Annotated in this window: 15 protein-coding genes and 1 pseudogene; 9 read left to right on the forward strand and 7 right to left on the reverse strand. The window is 52.2% G+C overall.

The genetic code is table 11. The features are described from left to right. Position 1 precedes the first annotated feature (1 nt). Positions 2–1,243, forward strand: a complete 1,242-nt coding sequence (locus F4V61_RS08300; RefSeq protein WP_079781987.1) for an anaerobic sulfatase maturase — start codon at positions 2–4, stop codon at positions 1,241–1,243. A 43-nt stretch (positions 1,244–1,286) separates the two neighbouring features. Here F4V61_RS08300 and F4V61_RS08305 read toward each other — a convergent pair whose 3' ends face one another. Both F4V61_RS08305 and maeB read right to left on the reverse strand, forming a co-directional pair. Then, complete coding sequence (locus tag F4V61_RS08305; protein ID WP_079781986.1) at positions 1,287–2,939, reverse strand: sulfatase-like hydrolase/transferase; 1,653 nt, start codon at positions 2,937–2,939, stop codon at positions 1,287–1,289. A gap of 457 nt (positions 2,940–3,396) precedes the next feature. After that, positions 3,397–5,676, reverse strand: a complete 2,280-nt coding sequence (gene maeB / locus F4V61_RS08310; RefSeq protein ID WP_080152868.1) for an NADP-dependent oxaloacetate-decarboxylating malate dehydrogenase — start codon at positions 5,674–5,676, stop codon at positions 3,397–3,399. 271 nt (positions 5,677–5,947) lie between these two features. Here maeB and tal point away from each other — a divergent pair, with 271 nt between their 5' ends. Further along, positions 5,948–6,898, forward strand: coding sequence for a transaldolase (gene tal, locus F4V61_RS08315; protein ID WP_001072454.1), 951 nt, complete (start codon positions 5,948–5,950; stop codon positions 6,896–6,898). 20 nt (positions 6,899–6,918) lie between these two features. Further along, on the forward strand, positions 6,919–8,919 hold the full coding sequence (tkt, locus tag F4V61_RS08320; protein ID WP_080160994.1) for a transketolase: 2,001 nt from the start codon (positions 6,919–6,921) through the stop codon (positions 8,917–8,919). 62 nt (positions 8,920–8,981) lie between these two features. On the opposite strand, the gene F4V61_RS08325 is transcribed toward tkt, so the two are convergent. The 3 genes from F4V61_RS08325 to nudK form a co-directional block, all read right to left on the reverse strand. Further along, positions 8,982–9,212: a hypothetical protein gene (locus F4V61_RS08325; protein WP_080160993.1), complete on the reverse strand. Its 231-nt coding sequence runs from the start codon at positions 9,210–9,212 to the stop codon at positions 8,982–8,984. Between the two features lie 128 nt (positions 9,213–9,340). Further along, positions 9,341–10,384 carry a DUF1176 domain-containing protein gene (locus F4V61_RS08330; protein WP_080160992.1) on the reverse strand — a complete coding sequence of 348 codons (1,044 nt, stop codon included), beginning with the start codon at positions 10,382–10,384 and terminating at the stop codon, positions 9,341–9,343. A gap of 124 nt (positions 10,385–10,508) precedes the next feature. Then, on the reverse strand, positions 10,509–11,084 hold the full coding sequence (gene nudK / locus F4V61_RS08335; protein WP_058344747.1) for a GDP-mannose pyrophosphatase NudK: 576 nt from the start codon (positions 11,082–11,084) through the stop codon (positions 10,509–10,511). A gap of 80 nt (positions 11,085–11,164) precedes the next feature. Here nudK and F4V61_RS08340 point away from each other — a divergent pair. Next, positions 11,165–11,592 (forward strand): annotated as a pseudogene (locus F4V61_RS08340) (serine hydrolase); the annotation flags it as partial. A 370-nt stretch (positions 11,593–11,962) separates the two neighbouring features. Here F4V61_RS08340 and aegA read toward each other — a convergent pair. Beyond that, positions 11,963–13,924, reverse strand: coding sequence for a formate-dependent uric acid utilization protein AegA (gene aegA / locus F4V61_RS08345; RefSeq protein ID WP_079827476.1), 1,962 nt, complete (start codon positions 13,922–13,924; stop codon positions 11,963–11,965). Positions 13,925–14,108: 184 nt separating this feature from the next. On the opposite strand from aegA, the gene narQ reads away from it, so the two are divergent. Beyond that, positions 14,109–15,806, forward strand: coding sequence for a nitrate/nitrite two-component system sensor histidine kinase NarQ (gene narQ / locus F4V61_RS08350; protein ID WP_079781984.1), 1,698 nt, complete (start codon positions 14,109–14,111; stop codon positions 15,804–15,806). 189 nt (positions 15,807–15,995) lie between these two features. Beyond that, the gene (gene acrD, locus F4V61_RS08355; protein WP_080160991.1) at positions 15,996–19,109 is read left to right on the forward strand and encodes a multidrug efflux RND transporter permease AcrD; all 3,114 of its coding nucleotides are present in this window, start codon (positions 15,996–15,998) and stop codon (positions 19,107–19,109) included. 101 nt (positions 19,110–19,210) lie between these two features. Here the strand turns inward: acrD and ypfM are convergent, their stop codons facing one another. Next, a complete protein-coding gene (gene ypfM / locus F4V61_RS08360; RefSeq protein WP_001386977.1) occupies positions 19,211–19,270 on the reverse strand; it encodes a protein YpfM in 60 nt (19 codons plus the stop codon). 412 nt (positions 19,271–19,682) lie between these two features. Between ypfM and F4V61_RS08365 the strand changes: the two genes are divergently transcribed. The 3 genes from F4V61_RS08365 to F4V61_RS08375 are packed head-to-tail and all read left to right on the forward strand — an operon-like array spanning position 19,683 to position 21,398. Then, on the forward strand, positions 19,683–20,039 hold the full coding sequence (locus tag F4V61_RS08365; RefSeq protein WP_058344744.1) for an ArsC family reductase: 357 nt from the start codon (positions 19,683–19,685) through the stop codon (positions 20,037–20,039). A gap of 3 nt (positions 20,040–20,042) precedes the next feature. Continuing rightward, positions 20,043–21,170, forward strand: a complete 1,128-nt coding sequence (gene dapE, locus F4V61_RS08370; protein WP_001277825.1) for a succinyl-diaminopimelate desuccinylase — start codon at positions 20,043–20,045, stop codon at positions 21,168–21,170. 27 nt (positions 21,171–21,197) lie between these two features. After that, complete coding sequence (locus F4V61_RS08375) at positions 21,198–21,398, forward strand: YpfN family protein (protein ID WP_000383840.1); 201 nt, start codon at positions 21,198–21,200, stop codon at positions 21,396–21,398. Positions 21,399–21,412 lie beyond the last annotated feature (14 nt).

Below are 21,412 nucleotides of genomic sequence, written 5' to 3' on the forward strand. Positions count from 1 at the left end.
TATGCTCCAGAATATCCCCACCCGAGCCTTTCATGCCATGGCGAAGCCCAGCGGTTCAGACTGTAATCTCAACTGCGCCTACTGCTTTTATCTTGAAAAGCACGCTCTGTATAACCATACGCCGCAACCAAGAATGACTGACGCCATGCTGGAGCGCTACGTCCGTGATTACATTGCGTCTGTCGCGCCGGAGGCGGAAGTCGCCTTTACCTGGCAGGGCGGCGAACCCACATTATTGGGGCTGGAATTTTATCGTCGCGCCGTCGCGTTACAGGCCAAATATGGCGCAGGACGGCAGATCTCCAATAGTTTTCAAACTAATGGCGTTCTACTGGACGATGCGTGGTGTGAGTTCTTTGTCCGCCACCATTTCCTGATCGGACTGTCGCTCGATGGGCCTGAAGAGATTCATAATGAATACCGGTTGACGAAAGGCGGACGTCCAACGCATAAACTGGTCATGCGGGCGTTGGCCCTGCTCCAGCAACATGGCGTAGAGTACAACGTACTGACCTGCGTTAACCGACGCAGCGCTCGCTCGGCGGAAAAAATTTATGATTTTCTCGTCGCCAGCGGCGTGGAGTTTATTCAGTTTATCCCCATCGTCGAACGTCTGGCCGATGAATCTGCGCAGCAATCGGGGCTGACGCTACACGCGCCGGGCGACGCCTGCGGTACATTAACCGACTGGTCTGTTATTCCCGAGGACTATGGTCGGTTTCTGTGCGCCGTTTTTGACAGGTGGATCACGCGCGATGTCGGTAAGGTGTTCGTCATGAATATCGAATGGGCATTCGCGAATTTCGTTGGCGCGCCGGGAACGGTCTGCCACCACCAACCGACCTGCGGGCGTTCGGTGGTGGTCGAGCATAATGGCGATGTCTATGCCTGCGATCATTACGTTTATCCGCAGTTCCATTTAGGCAATCTTAACGAACAGACGTTTGCCGCTATGTTGGATTCCCCACAGCAGGAGGCGTTTGGCAAAGATAAATATGCAACGCTACCTGAGCAGTGTCGGCAATGCCCGGTACTACGCGCCTGCTGGGGCGGTTGCCCTAAACACCGTTTTGCATTAACAAAAGAGGGTAAGTCCGGACTCAATTATTTATGCGCAGGGTTTCGCGCTTATTTCCAGCATTTACCTCCCTATCTGAAAGCAATGGCTGATTTGATGGCAATGGGACGTCCGGCCAGCGATATTATGCATGCTCATTTACATTACGCCAGAAGCGATAAGTAAAATTAACCCGCCTCGTAAAGGCGGGTTATTCATATATCGCGTATTACAATTTAATTTGTACTTTCGGCGGATATTTTTTCAGAATTTCCATGTAATTATGGACTTCAGTCTGTAAAGGGACGCCCATAGGGATATGTCTTACGCCTACGCTATCGTCTTCCTGAGGATTAGTATAAAGGTTAAAGATTGTCGTACCTGCTGTTTTTGTAATGGCGCCAGTGAATCCGCCCTGATAGCCAGTTTGCGTGAAAGCGAAAGGCTGCTGGATAAGCAAATGATATTTAAACTCATCAATACGTACCGCCGACAGTTCACCATTGAGGAAATAGTGTTCCGCTTTACGGTTAGACTGGCCGTTTGTCCCCAGGAAGAAAGAGGACTGGTCAACGCCATCAATAAAGGTTTTTGAAGGCACCAGTTTCGCCAGTTCCGCTCCCGGATGCCCGGCTAACGAAAGGCTGGTCGGGAACAAATCCGCTAAATCGACAATACCATCGGATTTACGCGGCTGGATCATCCCCTTCCAGTAAACAAAGGTTGGCACGCGCACGCCGCCTTCCCACGTCGAACCTTTAGCGCCGCGGAACGGCGTCCGGCCATGCGGCGGAACTTCAGCTTCCGGTCCATTATCAGACGTGAACACAATCAGCGTGTTATCCAGTTGGCCGCTCGTTTCAAGCGCACGGTACAAATTCGCAAAGACGTCATTCATCTCTACTATGCAATCGCTATACGAGGTACGCGCTGGCGAGCGTCCCGCATAATGGGCGTTAGGATAGTTATCAAAATGACAGCCGCGCGTGCCGTAATAGAGGAAAAACGGTTTATCGTTTTTCGCCATTTTATTAATAAAGTCAACACCATATTTCATCCAGCGTTGATCAAGATCTTCCATGTATTTCGACGTAATTTCGGCAACCGCCTCCTGCTTACCGCCGCGCACGGCATGGACATCATTTTTATCGAATGGCAGGTTTTTAATGTATTGATAGCGTGAAGGACTGAGCGCCACTTCCGGGTTCATATTCGGATCGCGCCATTCGGTGTACATATCAGAAACGGAGTTAAAACCACGGAAATCGTCAAATCCAACGTTCTGCGGCTGCGAACCGGTATTTTCCCCCATGTGCCATTTACCGATAGCCTGGGTCACATAGCCCTGTTCGTGCAGTAATTGCGGCAGCGTTGTCAGGCCTTCCAGCCCTCCCGGCATACCATACATCGGCGGCATTAAAATCCCATGGTGGACGGAATATTGCCCGGTCATGATCGTAGCGCGAGTCGGCGAGGAGCTGGGCTGAGAATAGGCCGATGTCAGGATAAGCCCCTGGCTGGCTACCGCATCAATATCCGGCGTCGGGTTGCCAACCGCGACCCCGCCGCCGTTAAAACCGACATCCATCCAGCCTACATCATCAAGAATAAACACGACAATATTCGGTTTTTTACCCGTTTTTTTCTCTATATCGGCCAGCTTTTGCCGCGTTTCTCTCTCCTGTGTGGGATGAGAAATCACCGGCATCATATTGTCCGCCAATTTCGTGGTCGGCACGCCGATATATTGATTGGGATGGTCATATCCGGCAAAGCCATTCTGAGATGTCGCCACCATCGGTGTTTCGGCAGCGCTGACGGCTAGCGGGATAGCAGCGGCAATAGCGATTGCCAGCTGTCTCGGAGAAAACGTAAAGTCCATAATAATAGCTCCATATAATTCATCTCCCGCAATACGAGAGTATGACGATAAGAGCGCAAAAAAATGATCTAAGCAGTAAGCGTCTTTGAGGTAAAGGATAATAAAAAAGTGGGTAGTGGCGCAGACCCTTATTAGTTAATGATCATAGATTTGCCCGTGTCAGACTACTATAAACCCGTCGCTATTGTTGTAAATGGTCAGCTTTCATTAACGATACCCGCCTCGAATGAAGAAATGTAAAATTATATTTTAATTATCATTGAAATAAATAAAATGTCATTATTGATTATCTCGAAAATATAATTTAAGCCATACTTACGCTAAAGTGGCTTATTAATGTTATTTAATTGTTTTTAATAAGACAAATATCATTATAATAAATTATATAAATGATTATTATCGCTGCGGCGCATAAAAAAGCGCAGGAGAACCTGCGCCAGAAGAGAGTAATGCGTTATTAAAGCGGCGTGGTTTGCGCTTCAACCACGGCCAACGCCACCATATTCACAATACGGCGAACAGAGGCGATTGGCGTTAATACATGTACTGGTTTAGACACGCCCATCAGTACCGGGCCGACCGTGACGCCTTCGGAGCTGGAGACGCGTAGTAAGTTGTAACTAATGCGGGCGGCTTCCATATTCGGCATCACCAGAATATTAGCGGCCCCCTTCAACGAGCTATCCGGCATCCGGTCATTACGAATACTTTCCACCAACGCCGCATCGCCGTGCATCTCACCGTCAATCATCAGATCGGGCGCTCGTTCGCGCACCCGCTCAAGGGTTTCGCGCATTTTGCTGGCAGATAGTGAATTTGAGGAACCGAAGTTAGAGTGCGACAACAGCGCGACTTTCGGCTCAATACCAAAGCGACGAACGGTTTCCGCCGCCATCACGGTGATCTCCGCCAACTGTTCCGGCGTCGGATCTTCGTTAACATAGGTATCGGCAATAAAAGTGTTGCCGCTTGGCAGCAGTAAGGCGTTCATCGCCCCTGCCGTATGCACGCCGTCACGGTAGTCAAATACCGCCTTCACCACGCCGAAATGCTCATGATAGTCGCCAATGGTGCCGCAGATCATCGCATCCGCTTCCCCACGCTGCACCATGATCGCGCCAATGGCCGTATGGTTGCCAATCATCGCACGCTGCGCCTGTTCCTGAGTTACCCCGCGACGCTTCATGATCTGGTAATACTCGCTCCAGTACTCTTTGAAGCGCGGATCGGATTCATTATTAACTATCTCGAAATCAACGCCCGCTTTGATCTGCAACCCCAGTTTCTGGATGCGCATTTCGATCACGCTCGGACGACCGATCAGGATGGGCTTCGCCAGTCCCAGGGTTATCAACTCCTGGGTCGCGTGCAGCACGCGCGCCTCTTCCCCCTCCGGCAGTACTACGCGCTTCGGATCTTTACGTGCCTGCGAGAAGATCGGCTTCATGAACAGGTTGGTTTTGTAGACAAACTCGGTCAGCTTATCGATATAGGCATCAAAGTCAGCAATCGGGCGCGTCGCCACGCCGGAATCCATTGCCGCTTTCGCGACCGCCGGAGCGATTTTGACAATCAGACGCGGGTCGAATGGTTTTGGAATAATGTATTCCGGGCCAAAGCTCAGATCCTGATCGCCATAGGCCGAGGCCACCACTTCGCTCTGTTCTGCATGCGCCAGCTCGGCAATCGCATGGACCGCCGCCAGTTTCATCTCTTCGTTGATCGCCGTCGCGCCGACGTCCAGAGCGCCGCGGAAGATAAACGGGAAGCACAACACGTTGTTAACCTGGTTCGGATAGTCGGAGCGACCAGTACAGATGATGGCGTCCGGACGCACTTCTTTCGCCAGCGGCGGCAGAATTTCCGGTTCCGGGTTGGCCAGCGCCAGAATCATTGGCGCGCGGGCCATTTTCTTCACCATCTCCTGAGTCAGCACTTTCGGGCCTGAACAGCCGAGGAAAATATCCGCGCCGTCAATGACATCATCCAGCGTGCGTTTGCCACTGTCGTCTACCGCATAGGCCGCTTTGGTCTCCGCCATATTCGGCTCACGGCCTTTGTAAATGACGCCTTTAGAGTCGCAAACCACGATGTTGCGCTTTTGCATTCCCAACGCGACCAGCAGGTTCATACAGGCGATTGCCGCCGCCCCTGCGCCGGAGACCACCATCCGCACGTCGGAAATGTTTTTCTCCACCACTCGCAAGCCATTAAGAATAGCGGCAGTACTGATGATTGCCGTTCCGTGCTGGTCGTCATGGAAGACCGGGATATTCATGCGCTCGCGCAGTTTCTGTTCGATATAGAAACATTCCGGCGCTTTAATATCTTCGAGGTTAACACCGCCGAAGGTGGGCTCCAGCGCTGCAACCACGTTGATAAATTTGTCCGGGTCAAGCTCGTCGACTTCAATGTCAAACACGTCGATGCCGGCGAATTTTTTAAACAGAACGCCTTTGCCTTCCATGACTGGCTTGCCGGCCAGCGCGCCGATGTTGCCTAAGCCAAGCACCGCTGTACCATTGGAAATGACCGCCACAAGGTTGCCGCGCGCGGTGTATTTGTAGGCTGCCAACGGGTCTTTTTCAATTTCCAGGCAGGGCGCCGCTACGCCTGGCGAGTAAGCCAACGCCAGATCGCGCTGGGTGGCAAGGGGCTTAGTCGGAGAAACCTGAATTTTACCTGGTACCGGAAATTCGTGGAAATCAAGGGCGCTTTGTTTTAACTGCTCATCCATCTTGTTGTTCCTTTCACGTATCGTTCAAAAAGTAACGCGGTCTGGCGCGTTGCACATTATTACCGTACTGCGCAACGCAAACTTTGAAGGTCTACAAACTATCACGACGCGGCGTAAGAGTTTGTTATTAACTTATAACAGCCATGTTACCTGCTTATACCAGCAATACCATGCCTGTCTGCTATGCTTTTTGGTTATGTAGTTTATGAACTTTTCAGAAGTGTGAATCAACACACTCATCTAACACTTTACTTTTCAAGGAGTATTTCCTATGAACCAGCTAGACGGCATCAAACAATTTACCACCGTCGTCGCCGACAGCGGCGATATCGAGTCTATCCGCCACTACCAGCCGCAGGACGCCACGACGAATCCGTCTTTACTGCTGAAAGCCGCCGGGCTTGAGCAGTATAGCCATCTGATTGAAGATGCGATTGCCTGGGGGAAAAAACATGGCGGCACGCAGGAGCAGCAGGTTACGGCAGCCAGCGATAAACTGGCGGTCAATTTTGGCGCGGAAATATTGAAAAGCATTCCCGGTCGCGTCTCCACCGAAATCGATGCGCGGTTATCGTTCGATAAAGAAAAAAGTATCGAGAAAGCACGCCATCTGGTAGCTCTCTATCAGCAGCAAAACATCGATAAATCGCGCATTCTGATCAAACTCGCCGCGACCTGGGAAGGTATCCGCGCCGCCGGGCAACTCGAAAAAGAGGGCATTAATTGCAACCTGACGTTGCTGTTCTCTTTTGCCCAGGCGCGCGCCTGCGCCGAAGCGGGCGTCTATTTGATCTCTCCGTTCGTGGGCCGAATTTACGACTGGTATCAGGCGCGTAGTCCTATGGATCCGTATATCGTGGAGGAAGATCCTGGCGTGAAGTCGGTACGCAATATCTACGATTACTTTAAACAGCATCGCTATGAAACTATCGTGATGGGCGCAAGTTTCCGTCGTACTGAGCAAATCCTTGCGCTAACTGGCTGCGATCGTCTGACTATCTCCCCTAACCTGCTTAAAGAGCTAAAAGAAAAAGAAGAACCGGTGATCCGTAAACTGGTGCCTTCCTCGCAGATGTTCCATCGTCCTACGCCGATGACAGAAGCGGAGTTCCGCTGGGAACACAATCAGGATGCGATGGCCGTAGAGAAGCTGTCGGAAGGTATCCGCCTTTTCGCCGTTGACCAGCGCAAACTGGAAGACCTGCTTGCCGCCAAACTATAAACCTTGCCACGGAGTGATTTATGTCCCGTAAAGACCTTGCCAATGCGATTCGTGCGCTGAGCATGGATGCCGTTCAAAAAGCCAATTCCGGGCACCCCGGCGCGCCGATGGGGATGGCGGATATCGCTGAAGTGTTATGGAACGATTTTCTTAAACATAACCCCACCGATCCGGCCTGGTATGACCGTGACCGTTTTATCCTTTCCAACGGTCACGCCTCCATGCTGCTTTATAGCCTGCTGCATTTAACCGGTTATGACCTGCCGCTGGAGGAACTGAAAAACTTCCGTCAGTTGCATTCTAAAACGCCAGGCCACCCGGAGATTGGCTATACGCCCGGCGTAGAAACCACCACCGGGCCGCTGGGGCAGGGGTTGGCGAATGCCGTCGGGCTGGCGATCGCCGAGCGCACACTGGGCGCGCAGTTCAACCAGCCGGACCATGAGATTGTCGATCACTACACTTATGTATTTATGGGCGACGGCTGCCTGATGGAGGGGATCTCGCATGAGGTATGTTCGCTGGCAGGTACGCTGGGACTGGGCAAACTGATCGGCTTTTACGATCACAATGGCATCTCCATTGATGGCGAAACCGAAGGCTGGTTTACCGACGATACCGCCAAACGCTTTGAAGCCTACCACTGGCATGTCGTGCATGACATTGACGGGCACGATCCGGAAGCGGTGAAAAAAGCCATTCTCGAAGCCCGGAGCGTAAAAGATAAACCTTCGCTAATTATCTGTCGGACGGTGATAGGTTTTGGTTCGCCGAATAAAGCCGGGAAGGAGGAGTCGCACGGTGCGGCGCTGGGCGAAGAAGAGGTGGCGCTGACCCGCCAGAAGCTAGGGTGGCATCATCCGGCATTCGAGATCCCAAAAGAGATTTACCGCGCGTGGGATGGCCGTGAAAAAGGCGAGAAAGCGCAGCAGCGGTGGCAGGAAAAGTTTGCTGCTTATGAGAAGGCTTATCCTGAGCTGGCCGCGGAGTTTACCCGCCGGATGAGCGGCGGACTGCCGGAGGCATGGGAATCCGCCACGCAAAAATTTATTAACGACTTGCAGGCTAATCCGGCCAAAATTGCCACCCGTAAAGCATCGCAAAATACGCTCAATGCCTATGGTCCCCTGTTGCCGGAACTGTTGGGCGGATCGGCGGATCTGGCGCCGAGCAACCTGACTATCTGGAAAGGTTCGACCTCGCTGAAAGAGGATCCGGCAGGCAATTACATCCACTATGGCGTGCGCGAATTCGGCATGACCGCCATTGCCAACGGCATCGCCCACCACGGCGGCTTTGTACCGTATACCGCCACGTTTCTGATGTTTGTCGAATATGCGCGTAACGCGGCGCGTATGGCGGCATTAATGAAAGCCCGGCAGATTATGGTCTATACCCATGATTCCATCGGTTTGGGCGAAGATGGCCCGACGCACCAGGCGGTGGAGCAACTGGCGAGTCTGCGCTTAACGCCAAATTTCAGCACCTGGCGTCCCTGCGATCAGGTTGAGGCGGCGGTGGGCTGGAAGCTGGCTATCGAACGTCAGCACGGGCCGACGGCGCTGATTCTCTCCCGGCAGAATCTGGCGCAGGTGGAACGCACGCCGGAACAGGTAAAAGCGATTGCCCGCGGCGGTTATATTCTGAAAGACAGCGGCGGCAAGCCGGATATCATTCTAATCGCCACCGGATCGGAGATGGAAATTACCCTCCAGGCGGCGGAAAAATTAACCGGCGAGGGCCATAACGTTCGCGTGGTGTCGTTGCCTTCAACGGATATTTTCGATGCGCAGGAGGAGGCATATCGCGAATCGGTGCTACCATCGCATGTGACCGCCCGCGTCGCGGTGGAAGCGGGTATAGCCGACTACTGGTATAAATATGTTGGCTTAAAAGGCGCAATTATTGGCATGACGGGATATGGCGAATCCGCCCCGGCTGACAAACTGTTCCCGTACTTTGGCTTTACCGTGGAAAATATTGTAGAAAAAGCTCGCCGGGTGCTGAGCATGAAAGGCTAAGAACGAACGTTAGAAAGCAGGCTTTGCGCAGTCTGCAGACCTGTTCTGTAGGCTGTGCAAAATTACCTCGCAGACTCAGGCGCATCAGATTGCCCGATGACGGCCTCGTCAATAGATTTATGGCACATCAGGCAAAAGGCCTTTTTTTTATGCGCCTGCAAAGTGGAATCCCACGCCTTTGAGCCCCCTTTTTTATTAACTTTTTCTCTTATCGCCGCCAGCCGATCTATTTCATAATAAGCGCTCAGGCAGCCACAATGGGGGCATAATACGGGGCCATTATTTATTTTCATACTATTTCCTGCTGTGGTGAGGCTCTCGGGTAAAGTAACAATCTTACCGTAACGTAGCAATCTCTATACCATAAATGCGACCTCAACAGGTGTATCCCCCTTCTGAGAATGGCGATAACAACCGTGATTCAACGCGTGATCCACAGCGTGGGCCAGGCATCCGGTCCGTGCCAGTTATCACAGCTCGGTTCTTCGGCATAACGCACCAGACGAAAACGATCGCCATCATAACGCCAGCGCGTCTGAATACCGCAGTCCGTTAATCCCCGTCCTTTCGCCAGCGTCACCAGCTCATGCGTTTTCTCATCAAAGAAGGCATTCATCAGCTCCATATCTTTACTTTCGACACCGCGATTAAACGGCAGCCGCAAACGTACGGCGCGCGAGACGAGCGTTTTTTTCCGCGAAACTATCCAGGCGAGATCGATAGTGTTATAGGCTCCAGCTTCGCAGTTAACAATCAATAACGCTTTATTATCCGTCAGCGCGCTGACCTGCACCTCGCGACGTAGCGGATCGAGCGAACAACGAATGCCGTTTACCCGCCATGCCGCATAGTCCAGCAGATCGTTGCGCTCTTCCTCGCTCAACGGCACGGGCGTTGGATTAATGATGGCGATCCCCTTTAATGCCGGCGCCGGGGGCACGCTGAGCGGCGGCTCGTTTCCTTTTTCGACCCAGGCGGTTTCGCTGCCTACACGTTTTTGTTGCGCGTCGATAAACAGTAATGCCGCTTTTAATCCCGCCAGCGAAAGCGTCTGAACGCCGTTTTTTAAGGTGATGGCCTGCGCATCCTGAATCGTCTGTAAAAATGCGGTGATGGTGGCAGGATCGCCGGTCATGAGATGCCAGGGCGACAAGCACCAGTGTGGACTGTTGAACGAAAGCGGTTTGCCATCCAGCAATAAGCGAGGCGCAATTGCGGCTTCTTTAGCGTCGGGCGGCGCCAAACCGCCGCGATCGATACGCAGTACCGCATCGGTACGCGCCCCGGCGCTGCGGCTTAATGTCATCACCAGCCCATGATGTTCGCCAGTATTGCGCGCTACGCAAAAATTTTGGTTATTGCAGGTGACCTGCCAGTCGAAAAAAGTCCGTTGCGCTGGCGCAGCCCACAGTAGCTGGACCGGCAACAGGCAAAACAGACAAAAAAGAATAACGCGGTAGCGCATGAACGGAACAACCCCAGATTCAGAACAACACAGCTAAGGCGGTATCTTCCTTGCGCACCTCAGGGTTCTCAATCAGATTTATCGGATTGGTCTTTTTTGTGTAAAGAAATATATTTCTTTTTTTTCAACCCATTAGATGAGACATATGTAAATAGTTAAGCAATAACACCGTCTTACCGTCCCGAATCTCTCCCGAGCGCGCCATTTCCAGCGCCCGGGAAAACGGCAGTTCAAGCACTTCGATATCTTCGTCCTCCACACCGCCCCCCGTGCTGGCGCGCTCGCTATCGCGATATTCGGCAATAAAGAAATGAATCAACTCCGTGACGCCGCCTGGCGACATATAAAGCTCAAATATCTTGCGTACCTCACCGACATCATACCCTGTCTCTTCAATGGCCTCTTTACGGATACAGACCTCCGGCTCGTCGTTATCGAGCAAGCCAGCGCAGGTTTCAATTAACATGCCGTCTTCATTACCATTTACCCATGTCGCCACGCGAAACTGGCGAACCAGAACCACGGTTTTTTTGGTTGAGTTGTAAAGCAGAATGGTCGCGCCATTCCCGCGATCGTAAACCTCACGCTTATGGCGGATGACCTCGCCATTGCGACGGGTCAGGTCATAGGTAATGTTGCGCAGCGTGAAATAATTATCAGAAAGAATTTTATCCTTAATAAGCGTAATGTTTTGCGACATACTGGCTCCAGGGTGTAAAAGGAACATTAATATTACGCTGTGAAGCTGGTTTTGTCTGCTGAAGAGACAGCCTACTCAATGCCGGATTTCCTTCCGAGCCACAATATCTCGATAAAAACGTAGCCGATAAATTATTCTCACAGAATAAAAGCACTACTGTAGAAATGATTAAAAAGACCCCACTGGAATATCAACCTGGATCGAAGCATATCTACAGCGACGTAGATTATATGATTCTTGGTTTTATCATTGAATCGGTAACAGCAATGCCGCAATGACCCCAACGTTCGGGGTGTTAGCCAGTCCGGAAACGTATGGACATACCGGGTGGACCGGAACACTGACCTCTATCGATCCGGTTAATCATATGGCAATTGTGATTTTAGGTAACAGGCCGCACTCACCAGTAGCAGATCCTAAAGTGAATCCGAATGTTTTTGTGAGTGGGTTATTACCTGCGGCTACGTACGGCTGGATTGTTGATCAGATATATGGGGCGTTGAAATAAAAATTCAGAAGGGACTTTGATAGAGTCCTTTCTTTCAATTTACACTATATTTTCAATAAAAATCAAACCAGATATTAGGATAATCAATACTAACCAAACGATAGCCTACTTTAAAGCCTGTAACCAGGTAAGCTGCGGATAAACTTATACCTTCAATGCTCATATCATGATTTGTGATACATTATATGAAAATATGAGACTACCCATTATAAAACCCAAGTAGGTTTAAGATCTTTTATAACACGGTCGTTTAATTACAATTAAATTATATATTCTAAATAATTCAATTTGCCGCATATGCAAGTTGAAGTATGAGGAGTATAGACAATTATTTTAACCGCTGTAGGCCTTAACCGGCCTACAAATACGATTATTTACCAAACCAGTCGAGCATCCCCTGCGCGGCATGTCGGCCTTCTGCCATCGCCGTCGCCACCAGATCAGCGCCGCGCACCGCATCGCCGCCGGCGAAAATTTTCGGGTTGGACGTCTGGTAACGAAACGCGCTCTCGACACTGGCGGCAATGCGTCCCCAGTCATCCACCTTCACGCCATGCGATTCCAGCCACGGCATACCATGCGGATGAAAACCAAACGCCATAATTACCGCATCCGCCGGTATGTCGAACTCGCTGCCCGGAACAGGAATCGGACGGCGTCGTCCCTGACCATCCGGTTCGCCAAGCTGCGTGCGCAAAAAGCGAATACCGCTGACGCGCCCTTGCGTATCCAGCACCAACTCAACCGGCTGAACGTTAAATTCAAAGTTCGCCCCCTCTTCTCGCGCGTTTTTCACCTCTTTTTTCGACCCCGGCATATTGGCCTCATCGCGACGATAAGCGCAGGTGACCTTTGCAGCGCCATGACGCAGCGCCGTACGTACACAGTCCATTGCGGTGTCACCGCCGCCCAGCACGACCACGTTAAGGTCCGCAGTATCGATAAACGGCGCATCGGGCGATTCCGAAAGCCCCATCACTTGTTTGGTATTAGCGATCAGGAATGGCAACGCATCATACACGCCAGGCGCGTCTTCATTCGGCAAACCAGCCTTCATGGAACGATAGGTTCCCACACCGACAAATACGGCGTCATAGGTTTCCAGCAACGTCGCCAGCGAAATGTCTTTCCCCACTTCGCAGTTGAGCTCGAAACGAATCCCCATCGCGCTAAAGATCTCCCGGCGGCGCGCCAGCAAAGATTTATCCAGCTTGAAGGCCGGAATACCAAACGTGAGCAAACCGCCGATTTCCGGATGGCGATCGTAGACGGTGGCGCTGACGCCATTGCGCGCCAGCACATCCGCACAGGCAAGACCTGCCGGCCCCGCGCCGATAATCGCTACGCGCTTGTCAATCTTCTGTACGTCCGACAGGTCGGGACGCCAGCCTTTGCTCAGAGCACGATCGGAGATATAGCGCTCAATATTGCCGATGGTAACAGCGCCATACTCATCGCGGAGCGTACACGCGCCTTCGCACAGCCGGTCCTGCGGACAGACGCGCCCGGTAATCTCCGGCAGGCAATTAGTCTGGTGAGAAAGCGCGACCGCCGCATCAATATCGCCGGCTTTCACCAGTTCGATCCACTGGGGAATATGGTTATGCAACGGACAGGTCCATTCGCAAATACTGTGTTCGCCGCATGTGAGGCAGCGGGCCGCCTCACGCTCCGCCTGCACTGTGCGAAACGGCAGATAAATTTCCTCAAAGGTGGTTTTACGCGCTTCAATCGCCAGTTTATCTGGTTCGCCGCGCGGCGGCGTCGCCTGCATACGCTCGACTTTGCTTCTCGTTGCCCCACTGCGTTCCGTATCGACCGTATGCCAGGGGCGAATCTCCTGACGCGCGGTACGCAGCCGCCGCGTTTTAGCAAGACGAGTCAACGACGCTTCAGTGATCAGTTGCAGCGCATCCGCCGGGCAATTTTCCACGCAGGCAGGACCATTTTCACGCCCCTGACACAGATCGCACTTATGCGCGCTGGCTTTGAACTGGTTTGACGCGACGGGCGTCAATATCATCTGCATGGTACCGAACGGGCAGGCGACGACACAGGATTTACAGCCAATACACTTCTGCGCATTGACCTGCACGCTGTCGTTAATATGAGCGATCGCGCCGTTCGGACAGCTACGGGCGCAGGGCGCATCCTCGCAATGATGACATGTTACCGCGCTGCGCTGATGTTGATGTTTGATGACAGTAATTCGGGGCTGATAGCGCTGTGGCGTCAGTACATGTCGCTCATCATTGTGAGCCATTACACAGGCGACCTCGCAGGCATGGCACCCCAGGCACTGCTGGCTATTGGCCATAATAAAACGATTCATGGCGTCCTTCTGTTTTGGTTGTAAAAACCTTATTCTTTATATGAGCATTGTTATTAACTGACGAAGGCGGGGTCGGCAATGTTCATCTGCCCAGGAAACACAACTATCTGTCCAGAACCTGTGGCAGATCAATTTATTCATAACCAATGAAATTGCGGTTCAGCTAAATGCGGGGAGCACTAGTGTGACGGTTAAACGCCCGGTCTCGGCCAGTCTGGCTAAGGCTTTTTTCTATATTGTGCTGTTGTCTATTCTGTCCACCGGCAGCGCATTACTGACGCTGACCAGCAGTTTACGGGATGCCGAAGCGATCAATATCGCCGGTTCGCTACGAATGCAGAGCTATCGGTTGGGCTACGATCTGCAAAGCCGTAGTCCGCAGATTAATGCGCATCGCCAACTTTTTCAGCACGCGCTCAACTCGCCGGTACTGCGAAATCTCAACGCCTGGTATGTGCCGCAGGCGGTGAAAAATCGCTACGCGCGCCTGCACGCAAACTGGCTGGAGATGAACAGCCGCCTACAGGGCGGCGACATCGCATGGTATCAGACGAATATCAACAATTACGTCGATCAAATTGATCTCTTCGTTCTGGCGTTACAGCATTACGCCGAACGCAAAGTCATGCTAGTTGTCGCCATATCTCTGGCGGGCGGTATCGGCATATTTACACTGGTCTTTTTTACCCTACGACGTATTCGCCAGCAGGTGGTTCGCCCGCTTAATCAACTGGTCACCGCCAGCCAGCGTATTGAACACGGACAGTTCGCCCCGCTGCCACTCGATACCAGCTTATCCAATGAACTGGGATTATTGGCGAAAACGTTTAGTCAGATGTCGAGCGAGCTGCACAAACTTTACCGTTCGTTGGAAGCCTCGGTGGAAGAAAAAACGCGTGATCTGCATGAAGCGCACCGCCGCCTGGAGGTGCTATACCAGTGCTCCCAGGCGCTGAATACCAGCCAGATCGATGTCCACTGTTTTCGCCATATTTTACGAATTGTCCGTGAACATGATGCCGCCTGGTATCTGAAATTAACCGTGGGCGATAACTGGCGGATTAGCGAAGGCACGCAACGTCCCAATCTACCAGTGCAAATGCTGCCGGTCACAATGCAGGACACGGTCTATGGCGAACTCCACTGGCAAAGTCCCAACGTTGATGCCTCCACGCCGTTGTTGAACAGCGTCTCCACGATGCTGGGTCGCGGTCTGTACTTTAATCAGGCGCAAAAACACTTCCAGCAACTTTTGTTAATGGAAGAACGCGCAACGATTGCCCGTGAGCTGCACGACTCGCTGGCGCAGGTACTTTCTTATTTACGTATTCAGTTAACGCTTTTGAAACGCGCCATTCCAGAAGATAACGCCTGTGCGCAAAGCATTATGACGGATTTTTCAAGGGCGCTGAACGACGCCTACCGTCAGCTTCGCGAACTACTCACCACGTTCCGTCTGACATTACAGCAGGCCGATTTACCCTCCGCATTGCACGAGATGCTGGAAGACTTACAGAGTCAGACGCCGGCCAAACTTACGCTGGATTGCCGTTTGCCTACGCTGGCGCTGGATGCGCAAATGCAGGTGCATTTGTTGCAAATTGTACGTGAAGCGGTCCTGAACGCGATTAAGCACGCCAACGCGACCGAAATCGCAGTGAGTTGCGTCACCGCGCCTGACGGCGATCATACCGTTTATATTCATGATAATGGCATTGGTATCGGCGAACCGCATGAACCCGTCGGTCATTATGGACTGAACATTATGCGCGAGCGCGCGGAGCGGCTCGGCGGCACGCTGAATTTTTCGCAACCTTCCGGCGGCGGCACGCTGGTCAGTATCAGTTTTCGCTCCTCCAGCGGGGAAGATATAGCCAGTTAACATAAAGAACGGCAAAGCGCCGGAAGGCCAGATGTCAGGCTTTCCAGTGTTGGCACAAAAAGTATGCTGTAGAAGCGCATGATAATTTACATTATCTCCTTTATTTCTCCACGTTTGGCTCGTAGCTTGCCGCTAAAGTGAAGCAGTTCATACCAATAACGATACGTAGAAACACGAGGTTCCCCTTTAATGGCGAATTTTTTTATCGATCGCCCCATCTTTGCCTGGGTGCTGGCTATCCTGTTGTGTCTGACAGGGGCGTTAGCCATTTTTTCTTTACCCGTTGAACAATATCCTGATCTGGCGCCCCCCAATGTACGTATTACCGCGAATTATCCGGGAGCGTCGGCGCAAACGCTGGAAAATACCGTAACCCAGGTTATTGAGCAGAATATGACGGGTCTCGATAATCTGATGTACATGTCATCACAAAGCAGTGGAACCGGACAGGCGACCATCACGCTGAGCTTTATTGCGGGAACCGATCCTGATGAGGCGGTTCAGCAGGTGCAAAACCAGTTGCAGTCCGCGATGCGTAAACTGCCGCAGGCGGTACAGGACCAGGGCGTCACGGTACGCAAAACGGGCGATACCAACATTTTGACCATTGCCTTCGTTTCTACCGACGGTTCTATGGACAAGCAGGATATCGCCGACTACGTCGCCAGTAATATTCAGGACCCGCTCAGCCGCGTCAACGGCGTGGGCGATATTGACGCCTACGGTTCACAGTACTCTATGCGTATCTGGCTCGACCCGGCCAAACTGAATAGTTTTCAGATGACCGCCAAAGACGTGACCGACGCGATTGCGTCGCAGAATGCGCAAATCGCCGTCGGGCAGCTTGGCGGTACGCCTTCGGTTGACAAGCAGGCGCTGAACGCCACCATCAATGCGCAGTCGTTGCTGCAAACGCCGCAACAATTTCGCGATATCACCCTGCGCGTTAATCAGGACGGTTCCGAGGTACAACTGGGCGATGTCGCCACCGTGGAGATGGGTGCGGAAAAGTATGACCACCTCAGCCGTTTTAACGGCAATCCCGCTTCCGGTCTCGGCGTTAAGCTGGCCTCCGGCGCGAACGAAATGGCGACCGCGAAGCTGGTGCTGGATCGCCTCAACGAGCTGGCGCAGTACTTTCCTCACGGTCTGGAATATAAGATCGCGTATGAAACCACCTCTTTTGTCAAAGCGTCGATTATTGATGTGGTCAAAACATTGCTGGAGGCTATCGCGCTGGTTTTCCTGGTAATGTATCTGTTCCTGCAAAACTTTCGCGCCACGCTTATTCCGACGATCGCCGTGCCGGTCGTATTGATGGGTACCTTCTCCGTCCTTTACGCGTTCGGCTACAGTATCAACACGCTGACCATGTTCGCGATGGTGCTGGCGATTGGGTTACTGGTCGACGATGCCATCGTGGTGGTGGAAAACGTCGAACGTATCATGAGCGAAGAAGGCCTCACGCCGCGTGAAGCGACGCGCAAATCCATGGGGCAAATCCAGGGCGCGCTGGTCGGTATCGCGATGGTACTGTCTGCGGTATTCGTGCCGATGGCGTTCTTTGGCGGCACCACCGGGGCGATTTATCGTCAGTTTTCTATTACCATTGTGTCGGCGATGGTACTGTCGGTTCTGGTCGCCATGATCCTGACGCCAGCGCTCTGCGCAACCTTGTTAAAACCGTTGCGCAAAGGCGAGCAGCACGGGCAAACCGGTTTTTTCGGCTGGTTTAACCGTACCTTCAATCGTAATGCCGAACGTTATGAGAAAAGCGTGGCGAAAATTTTGCATCGCAGCCTGCGCTGGATTCTGATTTATGTTCTGTTGCTTGGCGGCATGGTGTTCCTGTTTCTACGTCTCCCTACCTCCTTTCTGCCGCAAGAAGATCGGGGCATGTTCACCACTTCTATCCAGCTACCGAGCGGTTCTACGCAACAGCAGACATTAAAAGTCGTTGAGAAGGTTGAAAACTATTACTTCACCCATGAGAAAGACAACATTATGTCGGTCTTCTCAACGGTAGGGTCCGGCCCTGGCGGGAATGGGCAAAACGTCGCGCGCATGTTTGTCCGCTTAAAAGACTGGGATGCGCGAGATCCCACCACCGGCACCTCGTTCGCCATTATTGAACGGGCGACAAAAGCATTTAGCCAGATTAAAGAAGCTCGTATCTTCGCCAGCAGCCCGCCGGCAATTAGCGGTCTGGGCAGCTCCGCCGGGTTTGATATGGAATTGCAGGATCACGCCGGAGCAGGCCATGACGCGCTGATGGCCGCACGAGATCAACTCATTGAGCTTGCCGGGAAAAACAGTTCCTTAACCCGCGTGCGCCACAACGGTCTGGACGACAGTCCGCAACTGCAAATTGATATTGACCAACGGAAAGCGCAGGCGCTGGGCGTGTCGATCGATGATATCAACGATACCCTGCAAACGGCCTGGGGGTCGAGCTACGTCAACGACTTTATGGACCGGGGCCGCGTGAAGAAGGTCTATGTCCAGGCGGCGGCAAAATATCGTATGTTGCCGGATGATATTAATCTTTGGTATGTCCGTAACAAAGACGGCGGCATGGTCCCCTTCTCCGCCTTCGCTACCTCGCGCTGGGAAACTGGATCGCCGCGTCTGGAACGCTATAACGGCTATTCGGCGGTAGAAATTGTCGGGGAGGCTGCGCCGGGCGACAGTACCGGTACGGCTATGGACACCATGGAGTCGCTGGTACATCAGCTACCAGGCGGCTTTGGTCTGGAATGGACAGCCATGTCTTATCAGGAACGACTCTCCGGCGCACAAGCGCCCGCGCTGTACGCTATTTCGCTATTAGTGGTCTTCCTGTGTCTGGCGGCGTTATATGAAAGCTGGTCGGTGCCCTTCTCGGTAATGCTGGTTGTGCCGCTCGGCGTCATTGGCGCATTGCTCGCCACCTGGATGCGTGGGCTGGAGAACGATGTTTACTTCCAGGTGGGGCTGTTAACCGTTATCGGACTCTCGGCGAAAAATGCGATTCTGATTGTGGAATTTGCCAACGAAATGAATCAGAAGGGACACTCGCTGTTAGACGCCACGCTGCACGCCAGCCGCCAACGCCTGCGCCCGATACTGATGACTTCGCTGGCGTTTATCTTTGGAGTATTGCCGATGGCCACCAGCAACGGAGCAGGCTCGGGTAGCCAACATGCTGTCGGAACCGGCGTGATGGGGGGAATGATCTCAGCAACCATTCTGGCTATCTTCTTTGTACCACTGTTTTTCGTGCTGATACGTCGCCGCTTCCCGCTGAAGCCGCGTCCGGAATAAAGTCCCGGCCAGCCTGATACGAGGTGTCGGGCACAAAAAAGGCGACTTTCGTTGAGTCGCCTTTTCTTATCCCCTATGGGAGCGCGGTGCCTTCCAGTCATTTATTTACGAAGCATGACTTCGATAAAATCTTTCCAGTTCCCCAGTTCACGTTCAATCATAATAGCCTCTCTTATTATTATGGGTATTCTATGTCGTTAACGGTATAGAGAGAAGGTCATTTAACGATTGTTGCGATATCCTCCGGTTATGCTGTTTATAATATTACTATGGCGCTGTAGCTATAAATTTTATGTGATTTACTGCAATATTTCGCAACATTAATACCGTTTCCACTACTTAACCAAATCGGGTTAAAAAACGAACTATTTCATAAGCGCAGAATATAAGTCATTCAGCGAATCATAAACACGCTACTTCTGGAATGTTTTGGAATCATTATTCACATTCACTCAACAATGTTATATTGATTGTCGCTCAGTGCTGGGTAAATAAACATTAACACGGCCACACTTATTTCCCGCAGACGATACTATTGATTATTTATTCGAATTTCGCGTTAAAGGATTCAATATGATTACCCTCTATGGCATTAAGAATTGCGACACGATCAAAAAAGCGCGCCGTTGGCTGGAGGAGCATGGCATTGATTATCGTTTTCACGATTACCGCGTGGATGGAATAGACCTCTCCCTTATTAATACCTTTATTGCCGAACTCGGCTGGCAGCCTTTACTGAATACGCGCGGCACAACATGGCGCAAACTGGATGAAGCCGCCCGTAGCCGGATTACCGATGCCGCCGCCGCCGCCGTCCTCCTGGTTGCGCAGCCGGCAATGATCAAACGCCCATTGCTCTGCGCGCCGGGGAAGCCTATGCTGCTTGGTTTCAGTGAATCCCGTTACCAGCAGTTTTTTGATGAGGTGTAGCCTATGTCGTGCCCGGTTATTGAGCTGACACAGCAACTTATTCGTCGTCCCTCCCTGAGTCCGGATGACGCAGGCTGTCAGGCATTAATGATTGAACGCCTGCGTAAAATCGGTTTTACCATTGAGCATATGGATTTTGGCGACACGCAAAATTTTTGGGCATGGCGTGGGCGTGGCGAAACGCTGGCGTTCGCCGGGCATACTGACGTCGTACCGGCCGGCGATGTCGACCGCTGGATCAATCCGCCGTTTGAGCCTACGATTCGCGACGGCATGCTGTTTGGTCGCGGCGCAGCGGATATGAAAGGTTCACTGGCGGCCATGGTGGTCGCTGCCGAGCGTTTTGTCGCGCAGCATCCTCATCACCGGGGCCGTCTCGCGTTTTTGATTACCTCTGATGAAGAAGCCAGCGCGAAAAATGGCACCGTAAAGGTGGTTGAAGCGCTGATGGCCCGTAACGAGCGGCTGGATTACTGTCTGGTTGGCGAACCCTCCAGTACTGAAATTGTGGGCGATGTCGTCAAAAACGGGCGTCGCGGTTCCCTCACCTGTAACCTCACTATTCATGGCGTTCAGGGGCACGTCGCCTATCCGCATCTGGCGGATAACCCTGTTCATCGCGCCGCGCCTTTTCTCAATGAACTGGTCGCTATCGAGTGGGATCGGGGCAATGACTTTTTCCCGGCCACCAGTATGCAGGTAGCCAATATCCAGGCTGGCACCGGTAGCAATAATGTCATTCCCGGCGAACTGTTCGTGCAGTTTAACTTCCGTTTCAGCACGGAACTGACCGATGAAATGATTAAAGAACGGGTACATGCGCTGCTTGAGAAGCATCAGCTACGCTATACCGTAGACTGGTGGCTTTCCGGCCAGCCTTTTCTGACCGCACGCGGAAAGCTGGTAGACGCGGTGGTAAACGCCATTGAGCACTATAATGAAATTAAACCGCAATTACTGACGACGGGCGGTACGTCCGACGGACGTTTTATCGCCCGTATGGGAGCGCAGGTGGTAGAACTGGGGCCGGTAAACGCCACAATTCATAAAATTAATGAATGTGTGAATGCCGCCGATCTCCAGCTACTGGCCCGTATGTATCAACGTATTATGGAACAGCTCGTCGCCTGATGAGCGTTCCGGTAAGAGGAAATAAGCATGGACTGGCTGGCAAAATATTGGTGGATTCTGGTATTGGTCTTTCTGGTAGGCGTACTGCTGAATGTGATCAAAGATCTCAAACGCATCGACCATAAGAAATTCCTTGCCAACAAACCTGAGCTGCCCCCGCATCGCGATTTTAACGATAAGTGGGACGATGAAGACGACTGGCCGAAGAAGGATCAGTCGAAAAAGTAACCAGAGACCGTGCC

This window comes from Salmonella enterica subsp. arizonae, from assembly GCF_008692845.1.
In the GTDB taxonomy this organism is placed as follows: domain Bacteria; phylum Pseudomonadota; class Gammaproteobacteria; order Enterobacterales; family Enterobacteriaceae; genus Salmonella; species Salmonella arizonae.